We start from the raw sequence: 21,940 nt of genomic DNA, 5'->3' as shown, positions 1-21,940 counted from the left end.
TCTCGATCTTCGTATATGGAATTCGATATTCACAGGGGATCCGACATGTCGGACGCAGAAGACGATCGCTACCGCGCACCGGCGCTGGACAAGGGGCTGGATATCCTCGAGCTTCTGGCCGGTGTCGATGGTGGGCTGACACAGGCGGAGATTTCCAAAAAACTCAATCGCAGCCCCAACGAGTTCTACCGGATGCTCGATCGCCTCGTGCGGCGCGGCTACATCACCCGCATCGATGGCGACCGATTTTCGCTGACGCTCAAGCTGTTCGGGTTGGCGCAATTGCACGCGCCGACGCGTCGTCTCGCCGCCTATGCGACGCCGCTGATGCGCGATCTCGCCCAGCGGACGCGGCAGGCAAACCAGCTCGCGGTGTTCGACCGTGGCTCGGCCGTCGTCATCGCGCAACAGGAAGCCCCGGATTACTGGGGCATTTCCATTCGTGTCGGCTCGCATATCAGTCTGTTCGATACCGGCTCGGGCCATGTGCTCCTCGCCTTTCGCCCGCCGGAGGAACGGGAGATGATGATTTCCGAGCATGTGAAGAGCCGGACGGAGATCGGGCTGACGCCGGAGTTCTTCGTGCGCCTGGACGAAATCCGCGCCCGCGGCTACGAGATGATGGCGAGCGCCCAGACGGCTGGCGTGTTCAACCTGTCGGCGCCCATTCTCGGGCCGGACCGCCGCAGCATCGCCGCTCTGACCGTTCCCTATATCAGCCTCGTCAACGCACCGACGGCGCCGGACATCTCGACCACGATCTCTCTCCTGCAGAAGACCGCCGAGCAGCTCTCCCTTCTGGCAGGCTCCGATGTGCAGCACGATGCGCCGGCAGAGGCTTGAGGCTCCGCACTGTCGGCGGGCGACTGCATTCTTATTTGAAACCTCTGCCTGCCTGTGAGAGTGTTGCGCGCGCATTGCCCGGGGAGGAGCATCCATGATCATCGACACCCATCTTCATCTGATCGACAAGACGGCGCTCACCTATCCCTGGCTTTCCGCAGTGCCGGCGCTCGATCGGGACTATCTTTATGAAACCTATCGCCAGGAGGCGCTCCGTTGCGGTATCGCCGCAAGCCTGCACATGGAGGTCGATGTCGCCGCTGACGAGATCGAGGCGGAGACGCGGCATGTCGGGCAACTGGCAGCAACGCCCGAAAGCCTGATCGTCGGCGCTATCGCCGCCTGCCGGCCGGAGGATGAGACGTTTCCCGCGATGCTGGAGCGCCAGCGCGACAATCCGCTCGTCAAGGGGTTTCGCCGCGTCCTGCACGTCATGCCGGACTCGCTTTCGGAAAGCGCCGTTTTTCGTGACAACATCAAACGTCTCGGGGGTACCGGCCTCACCTTCGATCTCTGCACCCTGCCGCGGCAGCTGGGTCATGCGGCCGCGCTGGCCGACCTCGCGCCGGACGTGACGTTCATCCTCGACCATTGCGGCGTGCCCGATATCCGTTCGGGCGACATGTCGCTGTGGCGGGACGAGTTGAAGAACGTTGCACGCCGGCCGAACGTCGTTTGCAAGATCTCCGGGCTGATCGCCTATACGGATCCCGACAGCTGGTCGGTGGAAACGATCCGACCTTACGTGGAAACTGCGATCCTGCAGTTTGGCTGGGACCGGGTGGTCTGGGGCAGCGACTGGCCGGTCTGCACGCTCGCCGGCAGTCTCTCGACCTGGGTTGCCGCCACGCATGCTCTGCTGGCAACCAGCAGCGACGCCGAGCGCCACGCGCTGCTCGCCGGCAACGCCCTGAAGCTCTGGAGCCTCGACCTCCCCAGGCGGGGATGAGGACGAGGTGACTAGCGCGCCTTGAAACTCTCGCGAAAAAGGCCGTTGAGGTCGGCGACGACCGCCGAGGCCGGCCGCCTTTCCAGAAGGCCGCGATTGATCGTCTCAGACGCCGCCTGTTGGAACGCTATGTAGCCATCATGGCGTGGCCGAACCCAGGCCGCCTCCAGCGTTGCCCGCGTGGCACGATAGAAATCGGCGGTCGCGGCGTTCACCGTCTCGTCTTCCCAGGCTGCGGCGTGTCCCGGCTGCCCGCCGGAAGCCGCATAGGCGGTCTTCTGGACATCGCCGCTCGCGATCCAGTAGGCGAAATCGAGCGCCTCGCGCGGCGAGGCCGAGAAAGCGGAGACAGCGATGCCGGTGCCACCGAGGGCAGAGCCGACCGGCCCTTCGTGACCCGCGGACGGTATGTCGTGAAAATGGATTGGCTTTTCCCGGAAGCCCTTCATGGCATAGCTGACATAGCCGTAGATCAGCGGCGACAAGGCATGCGCCGAGCGGTTATCCGCCATGGCTTCGAGGACGGCGATCGGGTCCATCTCGAAACACGACGAAGGCACGAGCGCGGCAAGCTCCCGCAGCGCCTCGAACGCAGCCGCGCCGGCCTCGGGTGTGATCAACATGTCGCCATCGACAACGCACGGCGTGCCGAGGTTGGCCGCCAGCGTGTAGAAACTCATGAGGCTGTGCGGCGGACGAAGGGGCAGCAGCACGCGGCTCGCACGAGCGAGCTCCAACACCTCGCCCCATCGCTGCGGGGGTGCGGACAGGAGATCCGGCCGGAACGCCTGCACCTGCGTCGCGGCGTCGATCGGGAGCGCCCATTGCCGACCTTGCCAATGATAGCTCGGAAAGGACGCACCGACACTGCCGGCACGAAGCGCTTCGGCCTCGGCTGCCTTGCCGGGCACGTCGAGCGGCGCGAGGCAATTCTCGCGCGTGATCTGGCCGACATGCGGATGGTCGATGACGATGAGATCGTAGGCGCGCGCCAGCTCCTCGACAGGATAGGTCTCGAAATCCTGCAGGGACCGTTTGTCCCAGGTAACGGTGACACCCGTCCGTTCTTGCCAGAGACGCGCGCAGGCGACCAGGGGATCATAACCGCGCGGATGGTTCCAGGTCATGCCCTTGAGCGTGATGGATTGCGCGCTCACAGGCCGAACTCCTTGCGGATGGCGGCACTCTGCTCCCCGATCTTCGGGGCGGCACGCGCGAACGTCGGGCGCACGCCGTCGATGCGCAGCGGCGAGCGCGTGGTGTGGATGGAGACGCCATCGTCGCGCGTGACCGTCTGCAGCATGTCGAGATGCCGGAAGCCGTCGCTTTCCATCAGCTCGTTCCAGTCCATCACCTTGGCGCACCAGATATCGGCCGGCTCCAGGATGGCGAGCCATTCGTCGATGGTCTTTTCCAAGATGCGTTTGGCGATCAGCGCCTTGATCGCGTCGCGGGCGGTGAACCAGCTCGCGGGGTCGTCCCGGAACGGCGCGAGCTCGTCCATCTCCAGAAGGTCCGCGAGCTTAGGGATCGGCGTCATCGCGATGGCGAGATAACCGTCGGCTGCGGGATAGACGCCGTAGGGGGCCGAGAGATAGGCGTGCGCGCTGCGGAAATCCGAGCGCTTCGGCAAGCGACGGCCGTCGTTCAGATGCGTGGTCAGGACTTCGAACTGCAGATCGACCAGCGCTTCGAGCAGACTGGTTTCGACATGGCTGCCCTTGCCCGTGACGCCGCGGCGAACGAGTGCTGCGAGAATCCCCTGCGCTGCGGCCGCGCCGGCCAGCATGTCGCCGATGGCAAGCCCGAAGGGCACCGGCCCCTGCCCCTCGTCGCCGTTCAGCCACATGACGCCCGACCGCGACTGCGCCAGAAGATCCTGGCCCGGCCGCGATACCCATGGACCTTCAGTGCCGTAGCCGCTGATCGAGCAGAACACGATGCGGGGATTGATCGCCCTGACCTTGGGATAGTCGAGCCCCAGCCGCTCGATGACGCCGGGGCGGAAATTCTGGATGACGACGTCGGCGCGCTCCAGCAGCTTGCACAGCGCTGCAAGGTCGTCCGTGTTCTTCAGGTCGATCGCCAGGCTTTCCTTGGCACGGTTGATCGCATGGAAGATCGTGGAATCGCCGCCGATCTCGGTGTCGCTCAGATAAAGCCGCCGCGAAAGGTCGCCCCCATCGGGACGCTCGATCTTGATGACGCGGGCGCCGAGATCCATCAGCCGCAGCGAACAATACGGGCCGGACAGGAACTGGCTCATGTCCAAGACGAGCAGTCCGCTCAAGGGAAGGTCTGAACCATCTCTCTCCGCTGTGGTGGCGAAGGAGGAAACGGAGGTCGGGAGATCGGACAGGGGCATGACGCTGACTTTTCGATGACGGCGAGATCGCCGAGGTTTTCAGAGGAGCGATCGGACGGCTGGCCAGACCGTTCCAGGCGGGAGCGTGCCAGCAGCAAGGCTGCTGTACATCTCCCGATGGCCCGCCTCATGCCTTCTTATGTGAATATAGTGTTCACATATGGATGACATTTACAAGGGGTGACGATCACACAGGAGCGTGCCGCTCCGGACCGCGAGGGACTCGGAAAAACGCGGCTGAACGCGACAGTCTCTCCGTCATCTTGGACGGGCACGACATCAACGGCAATTCGGAAGGTTTTCGGCTAGGCGGAGAGCCTGACCTCGGCGTCGTCCTTCGCCAAGGAGACGGGACGACCAGACCCGCTCGGCATGCCGCCGGCGCGCGGCAGCATCACGGCGCATCATACGCGTTCAGATGATGGCAAATGGCTGCCCGCCATCGAACCGGGGCCATGACAGCATCGTCACGTTTGGCGGCGATGCCGAGACAAGCAGGCGGGCATCCGCCAAGAAGACGATCGCGAAGGACACGCCGACGCGCATCCGCTTCGCAAGATGGCTGCGAGGGGTCCGGCAGGACAGCGCCTGCCGGTCCCCTCGCACCTTCAGAAGCTTACTTGCCGTCTTTCAGTTTGCCGACCTCGTCGGCACTCAGTTCGCCCACGGTGGTGACGTCGCCATTGGTGATTTTCCACAGGCGGAACGGACCGGTGATATCGCCGTACTGGTCGAAGCTGACGGGGCCGATGACGCCTTCATATTTCACCGGCTTGCCCTCCTTGATCAGGGACAGGGCCTTGACGAACTCCTCCTTGCCCGCATGGATCGGCGTGCCGCCCGCGGCCACGACCTCGCGCATCGCGGTCTTGATGGCCGCCGCATCCGATTTGCCGGCCTTGGCAATGGCGAGGCCGACGATCGCGCCGGCGTCATAGGACCGATCGGCGGCCGGCGCCGAGGGTGCGATACCGCCGGAGAAGGCCTCATAATTGGCGTTGAAATATTCGGTCGAGGCCGTCGGGCTGGTGCCCGAGGAGGTGCCATAGGCGTTTTCGAGATATTGCGCGCCGACGCTCTCAATGAAGTCCTTGGAGTTCATGCCGTCGTTCAGGAGGAAAGTCTGTTTGCCGCCGCCGGAAATCCAGGCGCGGGCGATCGTGGCGCCGTCCACCGGCGTGCTGACGAGATAGAGCGCATCCGGTTCGCCGGCCATCGCGGCACTCGCCTCGGAGGCGTAGCTCGACTGTTTCTCGTTATAGGGGGTCGTCGTGGTGATCGTGCCGCCAAGCTTTTCGTAGGCCGTCTTGAATTCGCGCACCATGTTGACGCCGAAGTCGTTGTTGACGTTGATGATGGCGATCTTTTTCAAACCCTGGTCGATCGCGTATTTCGCCGCCGCCGTTCCCTGCAGCGCGTCCGAGGTGATGGTGCGGAAGAAGACGCCGTTGGTCTTGCCGTCGCGACCGAGCGCGGTGAGCGTCGGCGAAGAAGAGGCCGGGGACACCTGCACGACGCCGGCCGGCGCGGTCACCGAGGTCAGGATCGGAATGGAGACGGAGGAGATGATGCCGCCGATGATGACCGGCACTTTCTTGATGTTGACGAGCTGCGTCGCCTGATCGACGGCAACGTTGCCCTGGCTCTGGCTGTCGCGCGTGTCCGCCACCAGCTTGCAGCCCGCCACGCCGCCGGCCTCGTTGATGTCGCGGAAGGCCATCTCGACGGATTTCGCACCTGCCTGGCCATACTCGCCGGCCGGCCCCGTCAATTCCATCACCAGACCGACCGTGATGTCGCAATCGGCGGAAAGGGCGGGCGATGCGGATGCGGCCAGCGTCGTGAACAGGGCGGCGAGCAGATAGGACGATCTCATTTTGATTCCCCTTTGTTGAGATTGTATTTCATGATGGAACCGTGGCGACCCGTGCGGTCGCGCTCCAGCGCATAGACATCGCCGTCCAGCGGCAGCGCCTCGGCCAGCACGGCATCGAGAGCCGCATGGTCGCTGCCATCGAGCGCGATATCGGAGATGGCGAGATTGGCCGGCAGATGGCTGCGGTTACGGGCGCCGACGATCACGGCAGCGACGGCGGGCTTCGTCAGCAGGGCAGCGCTCGCAACCGTCGCGATATCGGTTCCATGGCGGTCGGCGATGCTGCGCAGCGTGGCGAGCAGGGACTGGAAGAGATCCCATCCGCCGAAATCGTCGATGATCAGCTTGTACTTCGTCAGCGATCGATTTTCGAGCGGATGCTCGGGTTCCAACTGCCCCAGCCAGCGATCGCTGAGAAAGCCGCCGGCGACCGTGCCGTAGCAGAACAGGGCAAAGCCCTTGTCGCGGGCGAGATCGACCATGCGCTTTTCCGGCCGTCGGTCGAGCAGCGAATATTGCAGCTGCAGCGAGGCGACGGGAACGCCGGCCTCGATGATGGCCGCCACGTGGTCGGTATCGAAATTGGTGAGACTCACCTTTCCGATCCGGCCTTCCTCCGAAAGCTCCCGCAGCCATCCCGCCGTCTCCAGCCAGCCGGGAACATCGAGCGCCCACCAGTGGAACTGGACCAGGTCGAGCGTTTCGAGGTTCAGCCGCTTGCGCGAGGTATCGATGACGCTCTCGACATAGGCCTTGTCGATGGTCGGGAGGACCGTGAGATCGGGTACGAACTTGGTATGGACACGAATGCGCGACAGGGCTTCCGCACCGCGCAGGCGACCATAGGCAAGCCGGAAGCGGCCGATCAGCTCTTCGACGCCGGTGTAGATATCGGCACAGTCGAACGTCGTGATGCCGGCATCGGCAAAGGCGATCATGTCGTCCACCGCCGCATCGGCATCGATGGCTCCATGGCCGCCGGCCAGCTGCCAGCCGCCGCGGATGACGCGGGAAATCTCGTAGTCGGGGGCGATGGCAAAGCGTTGCATGTCGGGAAGCCTATGTTTCGTCGGTCAGGGGGACGGCGGTGGTGGCGGCATGGCTGAAACGCCGGTGGCGCAGCCGCGTGATCCGCAGTCGGGTCGAGCAGTTGGGGTCCGGGCAGGCGATCTCCGTGTCCGTCGTCATCCAGTCGTTGCGATGCGTCGGCCTCTGCTTGGCGGCGAGGAGCGGCAGCACGGATGCGAGGGAATAGATCGAGAAACCCTGCCCCTCCGGCAGATGCAGCATCTCGCCGCGCAGCTCGAAATGGTCTCCCGGCCTCGCGCCGCAATAGACGACGCCGCCCTCGGGAATGACGATATCGACGCGCAGATCGTAGAGGTCGAAACCGTCGTCGCCAGCCTCAGCCATATCGCACCTCCGCTGTCTCCTGCGTGTCCAGCCGTCCGCGGATGAGGTTGAACGAGCGGCTGATATCATTGGTGAGCGATTGCAGCGCGGCCGCCTCGTCGCCGGCTTCCAGGGCTGCAATCAGCGCCCAGTGATGGTCCGTCGCGGCCAGCCCGCCTTGCGCGTCGTGGATCTGCGCCGCCTGCCGGATGATCGCGCCGGATTGCAGCCAGAGGCTCTCGACGATCGACAGGAGTACAGGCGAGCGCCCGACGCTGTAGAGGTGGAAATGGAAGCGCTGATTCAGCGCGGACGTAACTTGGCCGATATCCCGGCCATGTTCCTCGAAGGCCGCATCGCAATCGAGATTGGCCTGCTTCAGAACGGAGAGATCGTCGCGCGTCAGATGCGGCAGCGCCAGCGAGACCATCCGCCCTTCGATCAGGATACGGGCGCGGGCGAGATCGTCAAGCCGGGAGCGGGTGATCAACGGCACGCGAACGGAGCGGTTGGGCAGGGATTCCAGCGCCTTTTCCGAGACGAGACGCCCCAGCGCCTCGCGAACCGGCATGGTGCTCGTCTGAAGCCGTTCGGCGAGATCGACGATGCGCAGCACGTCGCCGGCATCGAACATGCCGTTGATCAGCGAATGGCGAAGCTGGGCGTAGACGCGATCCTGCAGCGTCTCGCGCCCGACCGGAGAGAGCGCGACCTCCTCCCTGCCGTCATCCGAGCGATCCGATCCCACGATGCCACGCACCTTCGTCACCACAAGCCAAGCTCCTCTAGGCAGAAAGTTTGATCAAACATCACCGATCAAAGCAAGCCGATTTCGAGGTTATGAAAGGTGAACGCTTGATCCGGAGAGACAGCAGTCCCGTATCTCGCAGACACCGCGATCAACCTTCGGGCCTGCTGGGCCACGCGGCTTCTGGAGTTCCGAGGCATGGTCGAGACCGTCACCGTCTGGTTCGATAGCAGCTGCCCGCTCTGCCAGCGCGAGATTTCGCTGATGCGACGGCTCGACCGGAGAGGTGCCATTCGCTTCGTCGATGCCTGCGACCCCCGTGCGTCCTGCCCGATCGACAGAGGCGAGATCCTCGCACGCTTCCATGCCGAAGAGAACGGCCGGCTGTTGTCGGGCGCGGCGGCCTTCGCGGCCATGTGGCGGGCGATCCCGGTGCTGCGGCCGCTTGGCATCGCCGCCGGCTGGAAACCGGTAACGCCCCTCTTCGACATGGCCTATCGGGGATTCCTTCGGGTCCGCCCGCGTCTGCAGCGCCTGTTTCGATGAAGCGTCATCCCGGCAGTTGCCGTCACGGGCGGCGGCGTTAGATCGTGGATCAGCGGCTCGCCACGTGCGCAGAGGCGCAAGAACGGATCGGGAGAAAGATGAGCAATCCGAAACGCGTGGCGATCATCGGTGCGGGAATGGCCGGGCTGACGCTCGCAAGGGTTCTCTCCAGCCACGCCTCCGTCCGTATCTTCGAGAAGAGCAAGGCTGTCGGCGGCCGGATGGCGACGAGACGGATCGGGGGCGTGTCGTTCGATCACGGGGCTCAATACTTCACCCTCCGCGACCCGCGCTTTCGCAGCCTGCTGGACGGGGCGATCGCGGACGGCGCTGCAGACCGTTGGAACGCCGACATCGTCTCTCTGCCCGCCACACCCGCAGACGGTCCTGCGACGGCAAGCGCGCCGCGGCAAAGCGAGGCGCGATATGTCGGCGCGCCATCGATGAAAGCCTTGCCGGCCTGGATGGCGAAAGACTGCGATATCGCCTTTAATGTCGAGATCGCGTCGATCACCGGGACGCCACGAAACTGGATCTTAAAGACGGAAACGGGAGACATCGGCCCCTTCGACTGGGTGATCGCAACCGCACCGGCACCACAGTCGGCCAGGCTGTTGCCATCGACCTTCGGTCATCGCGATGCTGTGCAGAAAACAGCAATGAATGCCTGCTTCACCCTGATGGTGACCCTGCGCGCCGGCGCTGACACGCCCTTTGCAGCTGCGCGCCTCGATGATCCGGTCCTCAGCTGGATCTCGCGCAACGATCGCAAACCCGGCCGTGGGGAGCCGCCGTGTCTTGTCGTGAATGCCAGTCCGCACTGGTCGGACGCGCATATCGAGGCGCCGCTGGACGGTGTGAAGGCGGAGATGATCGACGCCCTGCGTCGCTATGTGCCGCTCGATGCCGGCGAGGCTGCGGGCGCCGTCATCAAGCGCTGGCGCTATGCCAATGTCGCACGGTCTGCCGGCCGGCCGTTTCTGCTCGATCCGGAGCGCCACCTCGCCTGTTGCGGAGATTGGTGCATCGCCGGCCGCGTCGAAGCCGCCTTTCAGAGCGCCAGCCAGTTGGCGGACGCGCTCGTTCCGATGCTGAGGAAACCAGCCGAATGACGCCGATGTCGAAAGCCACATCCACCCTGCTGACCTATGCCGGCGCCCTGCCGTTCTGGTTGCTGCTCCTGGCGCCCGCGAGCCTCTTCGGCATCGATATGGTGGAGGCATTCCTTGCCTATGGCGCCGTCATCTCGGCCTTCATGGCCGGCACGCTCTGGGGTGTGGCGCAGAGGGGCGGGGCGGGGCTTGCGACCATTATCGCGAGCAATGTTCTCGCACTCCTCTCCTTCGCCACGCTGCTTCTACAGCAGCCCGCGCTCTCGGCCGGGCTTCAGCTGATCGTCTTCGGCCTCCTGCTTCTCGCCGACAGGATCGTCTTTGCAGCGGATGTCGGACAGAGATGGTATGTCAGGCTTCGCACCGGCGTGACCGTCGTCGTCGCGATTGCCTATGTTGCGATGCTCTACCGACTGGCTTAGACCCGCACCGGATAACGACAGGAGCGAGAAGACATGCTGCTACTGAACAAGCCGCGCGGAAAAGGGCCTTATCCCGATAGGGACATCGCCTGCCAGGAAGCCGTGGAGCAGACGTTCCTCGACATCGCCAAGGGTCTGACGCCGGAAAACATCGTCGAGACCGCCTCCGGCCGCCTTCCGCCGCCGTTCCAGCGCTTGGCGAAAGAGGCCGAGAAGGTCGGCTGGGGTCTCGAAGAAGCCGAGGTCGCCATCAGCGAACTCGCGCAGAACCTTCTGGACGATATGTCGGCCATGTAGTCGGCCAGGTAGTCGCCGCTGGAGACACGATACCTCAGACGGGACGCGCGCCGTCGAATGCATCGACGGCGGCGATGACGCCGCGCAGCTCGGCCAGCCCCTTGAGCCGACCGATGCAGGAATAGCCCGGATTGACGGTCTTCGCCTGATCGTCGATCAGGAGATGGCCGTGGTCGGGGCGGAAGGGGATGACGCTGTCTGTCCGTCCCGCCGCTTCGCGCCGCCGTTCTTCGCGCCGCAGCGCGGTCGCCAGTGCGACCATATCGACATCGCCATCGAGATGATCCGACTCGATGAAAGACCCGTCCGCTTCCTTGCGGACGTTGCGCAGATGCACGAAATGGATCCGGTCGGCAAACCGCGTCGCCATCTGCGTCAGGTCGTTGTCAGGTCGCGAGCCGTAGGAGCCGGCACACAGCGTCAACCCGTTGGCCTCATGATCGACACTCTCAAGGATGGCCGAGATGTCTTCGGCGGTCGAGACGACACGCGGCAGGCCGAACAGCGAGAACGGCGGGTCGTCGGGGTGGATCGCAAGGCGAACCCCGTGCTCGGCCGCAACCGGCACGACCTCTTTCAGGAACGCGATGAGATTGGCGCGCATGTCGGCCGAGGAGATCTCGTCGAAACTGGCAATCTGGGTGCGGATACCCTCGCGCGTATGCGTATCCTCCTTGCCCGGGAGGCCCGCGATAATATTGGTCTCGAGCCGCAGCAAGGCGTCGTCGGACAGAGCCTCGAAGCGCCGGCGCGCCGTTTCCACGAGATCGGGCCGGTAGCTTTCCTCAGCTCGGGCGCGCTTCAGCACGAACAGATCGTAGGCGGCAAAATCGGCCATATCGAACCGCAGGGCGAGCCCGCCGGTCGCGGTCGGATACCGCAGATCCGTACGCGTCCAATCGACCACCGGCATGAAATTGTAGCAGACGACGGGAATGCCGGCGCGGCCCAGATTGGCAAGACTCACCTTCCAGCGATCGACATAGTCGCGCCATTGCCCGTTGCGCAGCTTGATCGCGGAGTTGACCGGAATGGATTCGCAGACCGACCAGACCATGCCGGCACGCTCGATGGCAGCCTTCCGCTCGGAAACGTCCTCGAGAGACCAGGCGCGACCGTCATAGATGTGGTGCAGGGCCGTGACGATGCCCTGCGCACCGGCTTGGCGCGCATGCGACAGGGTCACCGGGTCGCTCTCGCCGAACCATCTCCAACTTTCCAGCATTGACGTCTCCTCGATTTAATGTAGGACAATAAACACATCAGAGGGATGGAAATGCAAGATCAAACCATTTCCAGGCGAAAATGCCTAACATAACGTCGAGGCCGTCGAGATGGCTGCAAGAGTGACTGCGACATCCCACATGCCGGACACGAAGGCGTCGGCCGTGGATGAAGTGGTGATCCAGATCCGCGCCATGATCCGCGACCGCCGCATGGGCATCGGCGACGTCCTGCCGGGCGAGGTCGAACTTGCCGATATGTTCGCGACCAGCCGCGGCACGATCCGCGAAGCCATCCGCACACTGAAGGCCTACGGCATTGCGGAATCCCGCCAGAAGCTCGGCGCGGTCCTCACAGACGGGCACAACACGGCCATGCAGGACCTCTTCGCCTTTGCGATGGAGGTCTCGACGGATGCGTTCCAGGACATTCAGGGCTTTCGGCGCCTGACCGAGATGAACCTCTTCGACCTGCTGATGGCGCACCTTGATGCGGAGGCTCTGGCCCGGCTGGAGGCCATCAACGCCGCCATACCCACGGCCGGCAGCGCCGACGAGGCCTCGGAGCGCGATTATGCCTTTCACATGGCGCTCGTCGCTGCGGCTGGCAATCGCACGCTGACGGAGACCTATGGCATGCTGAAACCGGTCATCCGCCGGCTGATGATGGCGGGCAAGACCAAGCGATCCACGCTGGAGCACGTCTTCATCGAGCATCAGGCGATCGTGGAGGCGCTGCGCAGCCGCGACCGGATCGGCTTTGCCTACCACATGGACCGGCACTTGAGTGCAGGGCTCGTCTTCATGCCCGGCGCTGAGACATATCGATCCGGACAGCAGCAGGAGACGGAACGTGAGTGAAGAGATGCGCGCGTTGGCGGGAAAAATCGCCGTCGTCACCGGCACGACCGGCATCGGACGGGCCGTTGCCCTTAATCTCGGCGAGAGCGGAGCGACGGTGTTTGCTCTCGGGATCGACCAGGCGGCCAATGCGGCGCTGCGCGACGACGCCGGTTCGATCGGCCTTGCGATGTCGGTGCTCGACGTCGATGTGTCCGTCCCCACAGCCGTCGAACAGGCGATCGCGACCGCTGCTGCGCCCGGCGGCGGCATCGATATCATCGTCAATGCCGCCGCGATCCATCCCTATGGTAATGCGACGCAGACGCCGTTCGAGGATTTTCTGCGCTGCATGGCGGTCAATGTCGGCTCCATCCACCTGACGGCACAGTTCGGCGTGCCCGAGATGCGCAGGCGCGGCGGCGGCGTTATCGTCAACCTGTCGAGCGTCCAGGGCCATGCCTGCCAGAGCGGCGTTTCCGCCTATGTCGCCTCCAAGGGCGCCATTCACGCGATGACCCGGGCGATGGCGCTCGATTTCGCCGCGGACCGCATCCGCGTCGTCTCGATCAGCCCCGGTTCGGTGCGCTCGCCCATTCTGGCGCTGGCGGCGCGCACATTCGAGGGACCGGACGCGGATATCGAAGAGGTTTTCCGCCGGTTCGGCGCCGCCCACCCGATCGGGCGGATCGGCGAGCCGGAAGAAGTGGCGGATCTCGTCGCCTTCCTCGTCTCCGACAAGGCCGCCTTCATCACAGGCTCCGACCACCGCATAGACGGCGGTCTCACCGCCGGCATCGGCGTGCGTTGAAACATCCGGGAGAACTGCCATGACGAACAAGCTGCTGAGAAGCGACATCAACCGCATCCTGCGTGAGGCCCAGGCCTTCATGGCCTCCCACGGTTACATCCTGCCGCCCTTCGCCAACTGGACGCCCGCCGAGATGCAGGCGCGCCGGGGCGAGATCGGCAACATCATCGATGCGGGTCTCGGCTGGGACATGACCGATTTCGGCCTCGGCGATTTCGCGCGAACCGGGCTTCTTCTGTTCACGACCCGCAACGGCCGACTGGCCGACCTGAAGCGCGGCGGCGGCATGCTCTACGCCGAAAAGGCGATGATCTCGCGGGAACATCAGGTCACGCCCAGCCACACGCATGTCCTGAAGACCGAGGACATCATCAATCGCGGCGGGGGAACGCTGGTCATCGAGCTCTTCGGCGACACCGACGGGCGCTGCGACCGGACCCGGGGCACGACCGTGCTCTGCGATGGCATCGAGCGCGTGCTGCCGCCGGGCGCAAAGCTCGCGCTTGCCCCTGGAGAGAGCGTGACGCTGCGGCCTGGCGACTGGCATGCCTTCTGGGCGGAAACGGCGGACGTCTTCGTCGCGGAGGTCTCGACCGTCAACGACGATACCGCCGACAATATCTTCGAGAACCCCGATGTGACCCGGTTTTCCGGGATCGAGGAGGACGAGGCCCCGGCCCGGCTGCTCGTTTCCGACTATGCGGCCTGGCTCTCCTGAACGCAGGATGGAGGAATAGGATGAAAGCGCTTTTTCTCGATGATGTCGGACAATTGGCCTTGCGGGAGACCGCCAGGCCCGAGCCCGGTCCGCATGACCTCCTCGTACGCGTGGAGGCCTGCGGCATTTGCGGCACGGACCGGCATCTCTATCTCGGAGAGTTTCCCGCAAAACCGCCGGTCACGCTGGGGCACGAATTCTCCGGTGTCATCGAAGCCATCGGCGAGCACGTCTCGGGTTTTGCGCCCGGCATGCGCGTGACCGGCGATCCGAACATCGCCTGCGGCCGCTGCCCGGAGTGTCACCGGGGCCGTGTCAATCTCTGCCACAACCTTCAGGCCATCGGCATTCATCGCAATGGCGGCTTTGCGGAATTCGTCATCCTGCCGGAAACGCAGGCTTTCGTCCTGCCCCAGACGCTCGATTCCCTGCATGGCGCCTTCTGCGAACCTCTCGCCTGCTGCCTGCACGGCGTCGATCTGGCGGAGATCAAACCGGGAGCCTCCGTCATCGTCATCGGCGGCGGCGTCATCGGGCTGCTCGTCGTGCAACTCGCACGGCTGGCGGGCGCAACCGATGTCGTCCTCGTCACGCGCAGCGAGAGCAAGCGCAGACTTGCCGAAAATCTCGGCGCGACGGCAACGCTCGATCCTTCTTCGGGCGATGTCATCGACCGCACCGTCGGGGCTCAGGGCGTGATAGCCGGTGGGGCGGATGTGGTGTTCGAATGCGCCGGACTGACTGAAACCGTCGAACAGGCGCCTCACCTCGCGCGACGCGGCGGAACCGTCATCCTCCTTGGCGTTCTCCCGCAGGGCACGACGGTCGCGTTCTCGCCGTTCGACCTCCTGTTTCGCGAAGTCAGGGTCATCCCCTCGTTCCTGAACCCGTTTACCCATGCCCGGGCGGCCGCCCTCATCGCCTCGGGCACGGTCAAGGTCGCCGAACTCGTCAGCCGCACGATCCGCCTCGATGATGCCGCCGAGGCCATTTCCCACCCTGCCGGAAACGGTGAGATCCGCGTCCTCGTCGTGCCCTGAGCTCCGTTGGCACGTGTCCTCAGGGCCGACGGAACCGCCGTTTGAGGAATTTTGCCGTCTTGTATTTGACACCGGCCGGCCGTTCGGGATCGGCGATATCCGACTCCGCCATCAGTTCCTCCGCCGTCGTGAGCTCCCGCATGACCACCGGCACCAGCCGCCGTCCCGTCTCGGCCGTGAGCCCCTCGATGGCCTTGATCAGCGAGCCATGCTCGGTGATGGCCGCGGCCACCTCGTGCTCGGTGCGCCCGAGATGTTCGCCGATCAGCGCGTTGCGACAGGCCAAGATCGTCTGCGCCGTCTCCGGCCGGTTTTCCGGCGCTTCGATCAGCACGTCGCATTCCGTGTCGTAGCCCATGGACCGATTGTTGAGGTTGGCGGAGCCGAGCTTGAGGATGCGGTCGTCGGCGATCATGATCTTGGCGTGGACATAGATCGGCGTACCCGCATCGTTGACCGGATAGAGGATGCGGAACCTGTCGAACCCGTCGGCATCGCGCACGAGCTTCATCAGGCGGATACGGGCGGAGTCCATGACCTGCGCCTCGAGCCAGCCGTTCGCGCCTTCCGGATTGATGACGACGATCTCTGGGCCTTCCGGCTCCGCCAGACGCCCGGCCAGGGCTTCGGCGATCCGACGCGATGCGAAATACTGGCTTTCGATATAGAGTGTCTTCTGCGCCGCGGCGATGATCGCGAGCGTTGCCGTCTCGATCTCGACCACCTGCTGGCGCTCGTCGTATTGCGGCAGAGTGCGGGCGATGCCCAGATCGATATCCCGAAAACCCACGGCGAGATCGTCCGGCCAGGCGTCCGATCCGCTCTCGACGGGCTCCAGAGTTTCCCACGTGGCCTCCTGCCAGCGGGAGCGCGCGAGTTCGGCCAGAGCCGCCGCGGCCTCACCGGAAAAGCAGGTCGTCGCGTCATGCCAGGGGTCCTGCGGAAAGCCGAGCGGCGAACGGCGGCGCTTGTCCTTTTCGATGTGATCCGTCGTGTCCCACCGTCCGACCGTCATGTCGATGCCGCCGCAGAAGGCGACCGCGTCATCGATGACCAGCAGTTTCATATGATGCGCGGACATGGCCGGGTGGGCGCTGTCGAGCTTCAGGCTGACGCGATCCGAAAACAGCCAGCCCAGCATGTAGACCGGGGTCTCGCCCCGCACGAGCGAGGCAAACAGGCCCATGTCCCATTTGAGGATGCGGATGTTCAGCGCGTCGTTGCGCTTGGCGAGCCAGTTGAAAAACCGGCCGAGCTTGTCAGGCGAACCGTCCGTGCTCTTGCCCGGCACCAGGTCGATGCGCGTGTCGAAATCCCAGCCGATCAGCACGATCGATCGTTTGGCTTTCATCATCGCCGTCCGCGCATGGCGAAAGAAGGCCTCGGCATCGACGATGACCGAAAGCCTGTCAGCGCGGGCGGTCCGCCAGCAGGTCTCACCTTCCGCCAGAATTGTCTGCATCGCACCCCGCTCCCTGAACTTTTCAGCAGCAGAGATAGGGTCGGTTCGTCGCCTGGCCATCTCCGAACCCGGAAGTTGTCCTCTTCATCCGCGACGGATTGATCCCAAGCACTTGATGGTCGAGGATACTCCGGTCAAAAACGCGAAAGAACGGAGTCGGGACGATGCAGGACGAGCGGGACGAGCTGCAGCAGCGGATGACGATCCTCGGCGACCTCGATATCGCCGCCTTCCTCCCCTGGATCAACCGGCATGCCGCCAAGCTGGGTTTGCGCCAGACGATTTCCCATGCCGATAACCGGCGGATCGAACTCGACCTGCGTGGACCGGAAGAGCTGATCGACATGCTGGAGGTCGGCTGCCTTCTGGGTCCGATCGATGTCTGGGTGGAGACGATCGACCGCCAGCCACTGGAGACGCGACGACTGGCGTGAAAACAACGGCTTGGCCGGGGCGTACAGAATCTTGTTGCCCGTTATTTGACCATGATTGCCAATGCGGTTTTTATATGCAAACCTAAGCCGGACGGAGCTGAGGGTCCGGCGGCACGAGCCGTATCGTCCCCTTGAGAGAGTTGAATCTTCCCGGGAAATGAACGCATGCGCTCCGATACGACAGGCTTTTGGACGCCAGTCGCCCTTTCTGCCGACATTCCCTCCAGAACTGTCATTCCGGCCCATGTCTCCGCCGGCACCATCGCCCTGTGGCGAAGCCAGGCCGGACAGATCGCAGCTTCGGCGGATCGCTGTCCCCATCGCGGCATGAGCCTGTCGCATGGTTTTGTCCGCGGCGAGGCGCTTTCCTGCATCTATCATGGATGGAGCTACGGGATGAGCGGACACTGTGTTCGCATTCCCGCGCATCCCGGCCTGACGCCGCCCGAGACGATCCGCGTGGCGACACATGCGGTGCGAGATGCCGGAGGTGTCGTCTGGGTCGCGGAAGGCACGCCCGCGTCGGATCCGCCATCGCTGGACGGGTTGACCCCCTTGCGCTCGCTGACAATCGAGGCCGACCGCGCAGCGATCGAGGCTGCTGCCGGTGTACCGGCAAACGCCGACGGCTTGATCGAGATTACGCGGGACGGCGAGGATCTCTGTCTGCTGCTGTCCGGTTCGCAACAAAGCCAGACCGGTGTCCGGACGGTTGTCCATGTGCTGGTGGCGACGGGAAGCCACGCGCCTCAACGCATCGCGGCTTCGCGCAACGTCGAGAGGCTGCGGCGGATGGCGGAGACGGCCTCTGCAAATGGGAACGTGCAATGACAGGATCTGATCCCGCCCCCTACCGTCAAGCCATGCTCGACGAATGGTATCCCGTCGGCCTCGTCAGCCAGCTCGACAGGGCCGGCCGGCACACGGCGCTCATGGGCGAGCCGATCGTGGTCGCCGGCGATGCCGACGGCCGTCCGATCGTCACGGGCGGCAACGGTCGCATCCTGCCGGTCAAGGTCCGCTATGGTCATGTCTGGTCGTCGGTCGGCGCACCGACGAAGGATATCTTCCCGATTCCGGAGGCCGATCAGCCGGGTCGGCGCTTTGTGGATGTCGGCGTCGTGCGGGTGCGCTGCTCGCCGCTGCGCGCGGTCGAGAATTTCCTCGACATCGCCCATTTTCCGTTCGTCCACACCGATGTGCTCGGCGCCGAACCGCATACCGAGGTCTTGAACTACACGGCCGAGATCCGGCCCGATGTGGACGAGGTCTGGGCGACCCAGGTCAAATTTTACCAGCCACAGGCCTCGAAGTCGGCCAGCGGGGGCATCACGACCGAATATATGTACCGCGTGCCCGCGCCGACCTGTTCCGTGCTCTACAAGACCTGCCCGCCGCGGCCGAGCGAATGGGATGTGATCACGCTCTTCGTCCAGCCGCTGGCCGAGGATCGGTGTGACGTCTGGCCCTGGATGGCGCTGTTCGACGATGAGACATCGATGACGGATCTCATCCATTTCCAGCAGATGATCTTCCTGCAGGATCGCTCGATCCTTGAGAACCAGATCCCCCGGCTCCTGCCGCTCGATCCCGGCATGGAAATTCCGACACGGGCCGACCTGACGTCCATCGCCTATCGGCGCTGGCTGAAGCGGCACAATTTCACCTACGGCGCTCAGCTGGTGGCGCGATAATGAAACTCTACGACTATATCCTCTCGCCCAGCTGCTACAAAGTTCGCCTGATGGCAGCGCTTGCCGGCGCGACACTCGACCTCAGGGCCGTCGATTTCCACCCCGGCGGGGAGCATCGCGGCCCGGAACTGCTTTCGCTCAACCCGGGCGGCTCCATCCCGATCCTGGTCGATGGCGACCTGATCCTCACGGAGTCCGCGGCGATCCTCGTCTATCTCGCCGCCAAAGCAGCGCCGGAATGGCTCGGGCGCGCCTCGGCGGAAGATGCTGCGCGCGAGCAGCAGTGGCTGTCCTTCTCGGGCCGGCTGACGACGAGCCTCGGTGGTGCGCGTCTGCACGAAATGTTGCTGCGTCCGGGCGATCTCGCCGCTTTGCAGGCGGCGGGCATCGCCGCACTTCGCGAACTGGAGGCGGGTCTCGTCGAGCAGCGGCTGCGGGGCCGGAATTTCCTCGTGTCCGACCGGCCGACCGTCGCCGATATCGCCTGCTTCCCTTATGTGGCGCTGGCGCCGGACGGCGGCGTGTCGCTCGATCCCTATCCGGCGATCCGCCTCTGGTCGCGCGCGCTTCGCGCGCTCCCCGGCTTCATCGAGATGCCCGGCATTCACCGCCTGCATGAGCTGAAACCCGAACCAAATCTCGAACAGAGCGAGGTCTGACATGAGCGGCTATCTCCTCAGAAATTGTGCGGCCGTGATCGTGGACGAGGGCGACGGTCCTTTCGTGCGCCGCAATGTCGATCTCCTCACGCGAGGGTCCGCCATTTCCGCCATCGGCGCCGATCTCGCGCTCGGATCTCTGCCGGCCGGCACCGTCGAGCAGGATGCCAGCGGCTGGTTCGTCTACCCCGGCCTCGTGAACACGCATCACCATTTCTTCCAGTGCTTCGTGCGCAACCGGGCCGACCTCGACTGGACGAAGCTGTCGGTGATCGAATGGCTCGATCGCATCTATCCGATCTTTTCACAGCTCAACGAGGCCTGTTTCTACCAATCGTCGCTGACCGCCATGGCCGAACTGATCAAGCACGGCTGCACCACCGCCTTCGACCACCAGTACAATTTTCCCCGCCACGCCGGAAAGCGGCTGATCGACCGTCAGTTCGAGGCTGCCGATCTCCTGGGCATGCGGTTCCACGCCGGTCGCGGCGGCAATACGCTGCCGAAATCGGAGGGATCGACGATCCCCGACGAGATGCTGGAGACGACGGACGAATTCATCGCCGATTGCGACCGCCTGATCGACACCTATCACGACGCCGGCCCGTTCAGCATGCGGCAGGTCGTCGTCGCGCCCTGCCAGCCGGTCAATTGCTACCGCGAGACCTTCGTGGAGTCCGTGGCGCTGGCGCGGGACCGCGGCGTGATGTTGCACACCCATGTCGGCGAAGGCGAAAGCCCGGTCATGCAGGCGCGGCACGGGCGGCGCACCGTCGATTATCTGGAAGACCTCGGCTTTGCCGGGCCGGACACCTTCTACGCCCATTGCTGGGAGCTGACCCATGACGAACTGCGGACGATGGCGGCGAGCGGCACGGGTGTCTCCCATTGCCCGGAACCGGTCTATCTCGTCGGCGCCGAGGTGACCGATATCCCCGCCATGTCCGCCTTCGGCCTGCGCCTCGGGCTCGGCTGCGACGGTGCGGCCTCCAACGACAATTCCAACCTGATGCACTGCCTGCACTCGGCCTACATGCTCCAGTGCCTGGTTTCGTCCACCCGCGCGCATCCCGTGCCGCCGCCGGTCGATTTCCTGCGCTATGGCACGAGCGGCGGGGCGAGCCTGCTCGGTCGCCGCGACATCGGCCGCCTCGCGCCCGGCATGGCCGCGGATCTCTTCGCCATCGACACGCGCCGCATGGACTATGTCGGCACACGGCACGACCCGCTGAGCCTGATTGCGCGCGTCGGCATCGGCGCCACGGTGGACATGACGATGATCAATGGCCGTGTCGTCTGGCAGAACGGCGAGTTTCCGGGGCTGGACGAGGCGAAACTGGCCGCCGAAGCCGAAGCCGCGCTCGCAACCGTTGAATTCTAAGAACGATAACAAAGGGAACCGACAATGGTGAACACCGAACTGACACGCCGACACATGATGAAAGCCGCTGCGGCAACCGGCCTTGCCGGTGCGCTGGGCAGCCGCCTTGCCTTTGCCGCCGACGAGCCGCTGGGCATTGCCCTCGTCATCCCCTCGCCGGTCGGCGATGTGGGCTGGGGCCACGCGCTCGCCGCCGGCCTCGAGCCGATCAAGGCCGCCTATGGCGACAAGGTGAAGGTCACTATTCTCGAAAACATCGCCGAAGGCCCCGATGCCGACCGCATCATGACCAAAACGGTTGCCGACGGGAACAAGGTGCTGATCGCCGGCTCCTTCGGATACCAGAACGGGGCGCTGCAGATCGCCCGCCGCGACCCGAGCGTCACCGTTCTGCACGCCTCCGGCTTTCAGGTTGCGCCGAACTTCTCGCCGTTTGCCGCCAAGTATTTCCAGGGCACCTACCTGCTCGGCATGGCCGCCGCCGCCCTGTCCAAGACCGGCAAGCTCGGCTCGGTCTCGGCCTTCGCCATTCCGGAACTCATCACCTCGATCAATGCCTTCACGCTCGGCGCGCAGGCGGTCAATCCTGCGATCGAGGTCTCCGTGGTCTGGGTCAATTCCTGGTTCGACCCGGCCAAGGAGCAGGAGGCCGCCAAGGCGCTGATCGCACAGACATGCGATGTGATCTTCTCCAACGCGCAGGACACGCCCTCGGTGGTCGCAGCCTGCGAAGAGGCCGGCATTTACGCCTTCAACCTGAATTCCTCGATGAAGAAATATGCCGAGAAGACCTATCTCGGCTGCGTCGCGACCGACTGGTCGCCCTTCTTCAAGGCGTCCGTCGATGCCCATGTGGCCGGCACGTTCAAGGGCGCGAACGCGTTTCTCGGCGTTGCGGAAAAGGTCGTGGAGGTCGTGGACTGGAACCCGGCCATCCCCGCCGACACCATGGCGAAGATCAAGGACCTGGAGGCCAAGATCGCGGCCGGCAGCTTCTCGCCGTTCACCGGGCCGATCGCCAAGGCGGATGGCAGCGAGGGCGTGGCAGCCGGCGCGACGATGGCGGATGCGGAAATCATCGCCATGAACTGGCACGTCAAGGGTGTCGCCACCCCCTTGCCCAAGTAA

General features: G+C 64.5%; 24 protein-coding genes. 16 read left to right on the top strand and 8 right to left on the bottom strand.

What is annotated here, in order from left to right:
- The first annotated feature begins 45 nt into the window (after positions 1–45).
- On the top strand, positions 46–843 hold the full coding sequence (locus ASG39_RS21425; protein WP_062597076.1) for an IclR family transcriptional regulator: 798 nt from the start codon (positions 46–48) through the stop codon (positions 841–843).
- A gap of 94 nt (positions 844–937) precedes the next feature.
- On the top strand, positions 938–1,792 hold the full coding sequence (locus ASG39_RS21420) for an amidohydrolase (protein ID WP_062596966.1): 855 nt from the start codon (positions 938–940) through the stop codon (positions 1,790–1,792).
- 11 nt (positions 1,793–1,803) lie between these two features.
- On the opposite strand, the gene ASG39_RS21415 is transcribed toward ASG39_RS21420, so the two are convergent.
- From ASG39_RS21415 to ASG39_RS21390, 6 genes are all read right to left on the bottom strand, one after another.
- A complete protein-coding gene (locus ASG39_RS21415; protein WP_062597075.1) occupies positions 1,804–2,919 on the bottom strand; it encodes an extracellular solute-binding protein in 1,116 nt (371 codons plus the stop codon).
- Between the two features lie 26 nt (positions 2,920–2,945).
- Positions 2,946–4,082 (bottom strand): CaiB/BaiF CoA-transferase family protein, encoded by a 1,137-nt coding sequence (locus ASG39_RS21410; protein WP_277995979.1) that lies wholly within the window; start codon positions 4,080–4,082, stop codon positions 2,946–2,948.
- 691 nt (positions 4,083–4,773) lie between these two features.
- On the bottom strand, positions 4,774–6,033 hold the full coding sequence (locus ASG39_RS21405; RefSeq protein ID WP_062596965.1) for an ABC transporter substrate-binding protein: 1,260 nt from the start codon (positions 6,031–6,033) through the stop codon (positions 4,774–4,776).
- Positions 6,030–7,082 (bottom strand): aldo/keto reductase, encoded by a 1,053-nt coding sequence (locus ASG39_RS21400; protein WP_062596964.1) that lies wholly within the window; start codon positions 7,080–7,082, stop codon positions 6,030–6,032. Before ASG39_RS21400 ends, ASG39_RS21405 begins: the two co-directional genes overlap by 4 nt.
- 10 nt (positions 7,083–7,092) lie before the next feature.
- Positions 7,093–7,446, bottom strand: coding sequence for a TIGR04076 family protein (locus ASG39_RS21395; RefSeq protein ID WP_062596963.1), 354 nt, complete (start codon positions 7,444–7,446; stop codon positions 7,093–7,095).
- The gene (locus ASG39_RS21390) at positions 7,439–8,194 is read right to left on the bottom strand and encodes a GntR family transcriptional regulator (protein WP_347360168.1); all 756 of its coding nucleotides are present in this window, start codon (positions 8,192–8,194) and stop codon (positions 7,439–7,441) included. The genes ASG39_RS21395 and ASG39_RS21390 overlap by 8 nt, the downstream gene beginning before the upstream one ends.
- 177 nt (positions 8,195–8,371) lie before the next feature.
- Between ASG39_RS21390 and ASG39_RS21385 the strand changes: the two genes are divergently transcribed.
- The 4 genes from ASG39_RS21385 to ASG39_RS21370 all read left to right on the top strand — a co-directional run bounded on the left by ASG39_RS21385 (position 8,372) and on the right by ASG39_RS21370 (position 10,550).
- A complete protein-coding gene (locus tag ASG39_RS21385; RefSeq protein ID WP_062596962.1) occupies positions 8,372–8,719 on the top strand; it encodes a DUF393 domain-containing protein in 348 nt (115 codons plus the stop codon).
- 98 nt (positions 8,720–8,817) lie between these two features.
- On the top strand, positions 8,818–9,831 hold the full coding sequence (locus ASG39_RS21380; protein WP_062596961.1) for an FAD-dependent oxidoreductase: 1,014 nt from the start codon (positions 8,818–8,820) through the stop codon (positions 9,829–9,831).
- Positions 9,828–10,253: a DUF3429 domain-containing protein gene (locus ASG39_RS21375; protein ID WP_062596960.1), complete on the top strand. Its 426-nt coding sequence runs from the start codon at positions 9,828–9,830 to the stop codon at positions 10,251–10,253. The genes ASG39_RS21380 and ASG39_RS21375 overlap by 4 nt, the downstream gene beginning before the upstream one ends.
- 33 nt (positions 10,254–10,286) lie before the next feature.
- Positions 10,287–10,550 carry a hypothetical protein gene (locus ASG39_RS21370; RefSeq protein ID WP_062596959.1) on the top strand — a complete coding sequence of 88 codons (264 nt, stop codon included), beginning with the start codon at positions 10,287–10,289 and terminating at the stop codon, positions 10,548–10,550.
- Positions 10,551–10,584: 34 nt separating this feature from the next.
- Here the strand turns inward: ASG39_RS21370 and uxuA are convergent, their stop codons facing one another.
- The gene (gene uxuA, locus ASG39_RS21365) at positions 10,585–11,775 is read right to left on the bottom strand and encodes a mannonate dehydratase (protein ID WP_062596958.1); all 1,191 of its coding nucleotides are present in this window, start codon (positions 11,773–11,775) and stop codon (positions 10,585–10,587) included.
- Between the two features lie 139 nt (positions 11,776–11,914).
- Here uxuA and ASG39_RS21360 point away from each other — a divergent pair, with 139 nt between their 5' ends.
- The 4 genes from ASG39_RS21360 to ASG39_RS21345 are packed head-to-tail and all read left to right on the top strand — an operon-like array spanning position 11,915 to position 15,182.
- On the top strand, positions 11,915–12,634 hold the full coding sequence (locus tag ASG39_RS21360; RefSeq protein ID WP_244481292.1) for an FCD domain-containing protein: 720 nt from the start codon (positions 11,915–11,917) through the stop codon (positions 12,632–12,634).
- A gap of 4 nt (positions 12,635–12,638) precedes the next feature.
- Positions 12,639–13,424 (top strand): SDR family oxidoreductase, encoded by a 786-nt coding sequence (locus ASG39_RS21355; RefSeq protein ID WP_062596956.1) that lies wholly within the window; start codon positions 12,639–12,641, stop codon positions 13,422–13,424.
- 31 nt (positions 13,425–13,455) lie between these two features.
- The gene (locus tag ASG39_RS21350; RefSeq protein WP_062597072.1) at positions 13,456–14,142 is read left to right on the top strand and encodes a D-lyxose/D-mannose family sugar isomerase; all 687 of its coding nucleotides are present in this window, start codon (positions 13,456–13,458) and stop codon (positions 14,140–14,142) included.
- A gap of 20 nt (positions 14,143–14,162) precedes the next feature.
- The gene (locus ASG39_RS21345) at positions 14,163–15,182 is read left to right on the top strand and encodes a zinc-dependent alcohol dehydrogenase family protein (RefSeq protein ID WP_062596955.1); all 1,020 of its coding nucleotides are present in this window, start codon (positions 14,163–14,165) and stop codon (positions 15,180–15,182) included.
- A gap of 19 nt (positions 15,183–15,201) precedes the next feature.
- Here the strand turns inward: ASG39_RS21345 and ASG39_RS21340 are convergent, their stop codons facing one another.
- On the bottom strand, positions 15,202–16,644 hold the full coding sequence (locus ASG39_RS21340; RefSeq protein WP_062596954.1) for a phospholipase D-like domain-containing protein: 1,443 nt from the start codon (positions 16,642–16,644) through the stop codon (positions 15,202–15,204).
- Between the two features lie 164 nt (positions 16,645–16,808).
- Between ASG39_RS21340 and ASG39_RS21335 the strand changes: the two genes are divergently transcribed.
- From ASG39_RS21335 to ASG39_RS21310, 6 genes are all read left to right on the top strand, one after another.
- On the top strand, positions 16,809–17,078 hold the full coding sequence (locus ASG39_RS21335; protein WP_062596953.1) for a hypothetical protein: 270 nt from the start codon (positions 16,809–16,811) through the stop codon (positions 17,076–17,078).
- Positions 17,079–17,243: 165 nt separating this feature from the next.
- Positions 17,244–17,909: a Rieske 2Fe-2S domain-containing protein gene (locus ASG39_RS21330; protein ID WP_062596952.1), complete on the top strand. Its 666-nt coding sequence runs from the start codon at positions 17,244–17,246 to the stop codon at positions 17,907–17,909.
- The gene (locus tag ASG39_RS21325; protein WP_062596951.1) at positions 17,906–18,772 is read left to right on the top strand and encodes an aromatic ring-hydroxylating dioxygenase subunit alpha; all 867 of its coding nucleotides are present in this window, start codon (positions 17,906–17,908) and stop codon (positions 18,770–18,772) included. The genes ASG39_RS21330 and ASG39_RS21325 overlap by 4 nt, the downstream gene beginning before the upstream one ends.
- On the top strand, positions 18,772–19,431 hold the full coding sequence (locus ASG39_RS21320) for a glutathione S-transferase family protein (RefSeq protein ID WP_062596950.1): 660 nt from the start codon (positions 18,772–18,774) through the stop codon (positions 19,429–19,431). The genes ASG39_RS21325 and ASG39_RS21320 overlap by 1 nt, the downstream gene beginning before the upstream one ends.
- Position 19,432: 1 nt before the next feature.
- Positions 19,433–20,812: an amidohydrolase gene (locus ASG39_RS21315; protein ID WP_062596949.1), complete on the top strand. Its 1,380-nt coding sequence runs from the start codon at positions 19,433–19,435 to the stop codon at positions 20,810–20,812.
- Positions 20,813–20,836: 24 nt separating this feature from the next.
- On the top strand, positions 20,837–21,940 hold the full coding sequence (locus ASG39_RS21310; RefSeq protein ID WP_156468231.1) for a BMP family ABC transporter substrate-binding protein: 1,104 nt from the start codon (positions 20,837–20,839) through the stop codon (positions 21,938–21,940).

The sequence above is a fragment of the Rhizobium sp. Leaf371 genome, assembly GCF_001424045.1.
Classification (GTDB): Bacteria; Pseudomonadota; Alphaproteobacteria; order Rhizobiales; family Rhizobiaceae; genus Ferranicluibacter.
Note: the sequence above shows the minus strand (reverse complement) of the source record. Positions and strands in the feature narration are given on the sequence as shown.

What these genes read in the sequence shown, in the direction of transcription:
- ASG39_RS21370 (WP_062596959.1), top strand. Translation starts at nt 10,287, where the DNA reads ATGCTGCTACTGAACAAGCCGCGCGGAAAAGGGCCTTATCCCGATAGG.
- ASG39_RS21330 (WP_062596952.1), top strand. Translation starts at nt 17,244, where the DNA reads ATGCGCTCCGATACGACAGGCTTTTGGACGCCAGTCGCCCTTTCTGCC.
- ASG39_RS21335 (WP_062596953.1), top strand. Translation starts at nt 16,809, where the DNA reads ATGCAGGACGAGCGGGACGAGCTGCAGCAGCGGATGACGATCCTCGGC.
- ASG39_RS21375 (WP_062596960.1), top strand. Translation starts at nt 9,828, where the DNA reads ATGACGCCGATGTCGAAAGCCACATCCACCCTGCTGACCTATGCCGGC.
- ASG39_RS21310 (WP_156468231.1), top strand. Translation starts at nt 20,837, where the DNA reads ATGGTGAACACCGAACTGACACGCCGACACATGATGAAAGCCGCTGCG.
- ASG39_RS21315 (WP_062596949.1), top strand. Translation starts at nt 19,433, where the DNA reads ATGAGCGGCTATCTCCTCAGAAATTGTGCGGCCGTGATCGTGGACGAG.
- ASG39_RS21395 (WP_062596963.1), bottom strand. Translation starts at nt 7,446, where the DNA reads ATGGCTGAGGCTGGCGACGACGGTTTCGACCTCTACGATCTGCGCGTC.
- ASG39_RS21345 (WP_062596955.1), top strand. Translation starts at nt 14,163, where the DNA reads ATGAAAGCGCTTTTTCTCGATGATGTCGGACAATTGGCCTTGCGGGAG.
- ASG39_RS21325 (WP_062596951.1), top strand. Translation starts at nt 17,906, where the DNA reads ATGACAGGATCTGATCCCGCCCCCTACCGTCAAGCCATGCTCGACGAA.
- ASG39_RS21405 (WP_062596965.1), bottom strand. Translation starts at nt 6,033, where the DNA reads ATGAGATCGTCCTATCTGCTCGCCGCCCTGTTCACGACGCTGGCCGCA.
- ASG39_RS21425 (WP_062597076.1), top strand. Translation starts at nt 46, where the DNA reads ATGTCGGACGCAGAAGACGATCGCTACCGCGCACCGGCGCTGGACAAG.
- ASG39_RS21385 (WP_062596962.1), top strand. Translation starts at nt 8,372, where the DNA reads ATGGTCGAGACCGTCACCGTCTGGTTCGATAGCAGCTGCCCGCTCTGC.
- ASG39_RS21360 (WP_244481292.1), top strand. Translation starts at nt 11,915, where the DNA reads ATGCCGGACACGAAGGCGTCGGCCGTGGATGAAGTGGTGATCCAGATC.
- ASG39_RS21415 (WP_062597075.1), bottom strand. Translation starts at nt 2,919, where the DNA reads ATGACCTGGAACCATCCGCGCGGTTATGATCCCCTGGTCGCCTGCGCG.
- ASG39_RS21320 (WP_062596950.1), top strand. Translation starts at nt 18,772, where the DNA reads ATGAAACTCTACGACTATATCCTCTCGCCCAGCTGCTACAAAGTTCGC.
- uxuA (WP_062596958.1), bottom strand. Translation starts at nt 11,775, where the DNA reads ATGCTGGAAAGTTGGAGATGGTTCGGCGAGAGCGACCCGGTGACCCTG.
- ASG39_RS21400 (WP_062596964.1), bottom strand. Translation starts at nt 7,082, where the DNA reads ATGCAACGCTTTGCCATCGCCCCCGACTACGAGATTTCCCGCGTCATC.
- ASG39_RS21380 (WP_062596961.1), top strand. Translation starts at nt 8,818, where the DNA reads ATGAGCAATCCGAAACGCGTGGCGATCATCGGTGCGGGAATGGCCGGG.
- ASG39_RS21420 (WP_062596966.1), top strand. Translation starts at nt 938, where the DNA reads ATGATCATCGACACCCATCTTCATCTGATCGACAAGACGGCGCTCACC.
- ASG39_RS21340 (WP_062596954.1), bottom strand. Translation starts at nt 16,644, where the DNA reads ATGCAGACAATTCTGGCGGAAGGTGAGACCTGCTGGCGGACCGCCCGC.
- ASG39_RS21355 (WP_062596956.1), top strand. Translation starts at nt 12,639, where the DNA reads ATGCGCGCGTTGGCGGGAAAAATCGCCGTCGTCACCGGCACGACCGGC.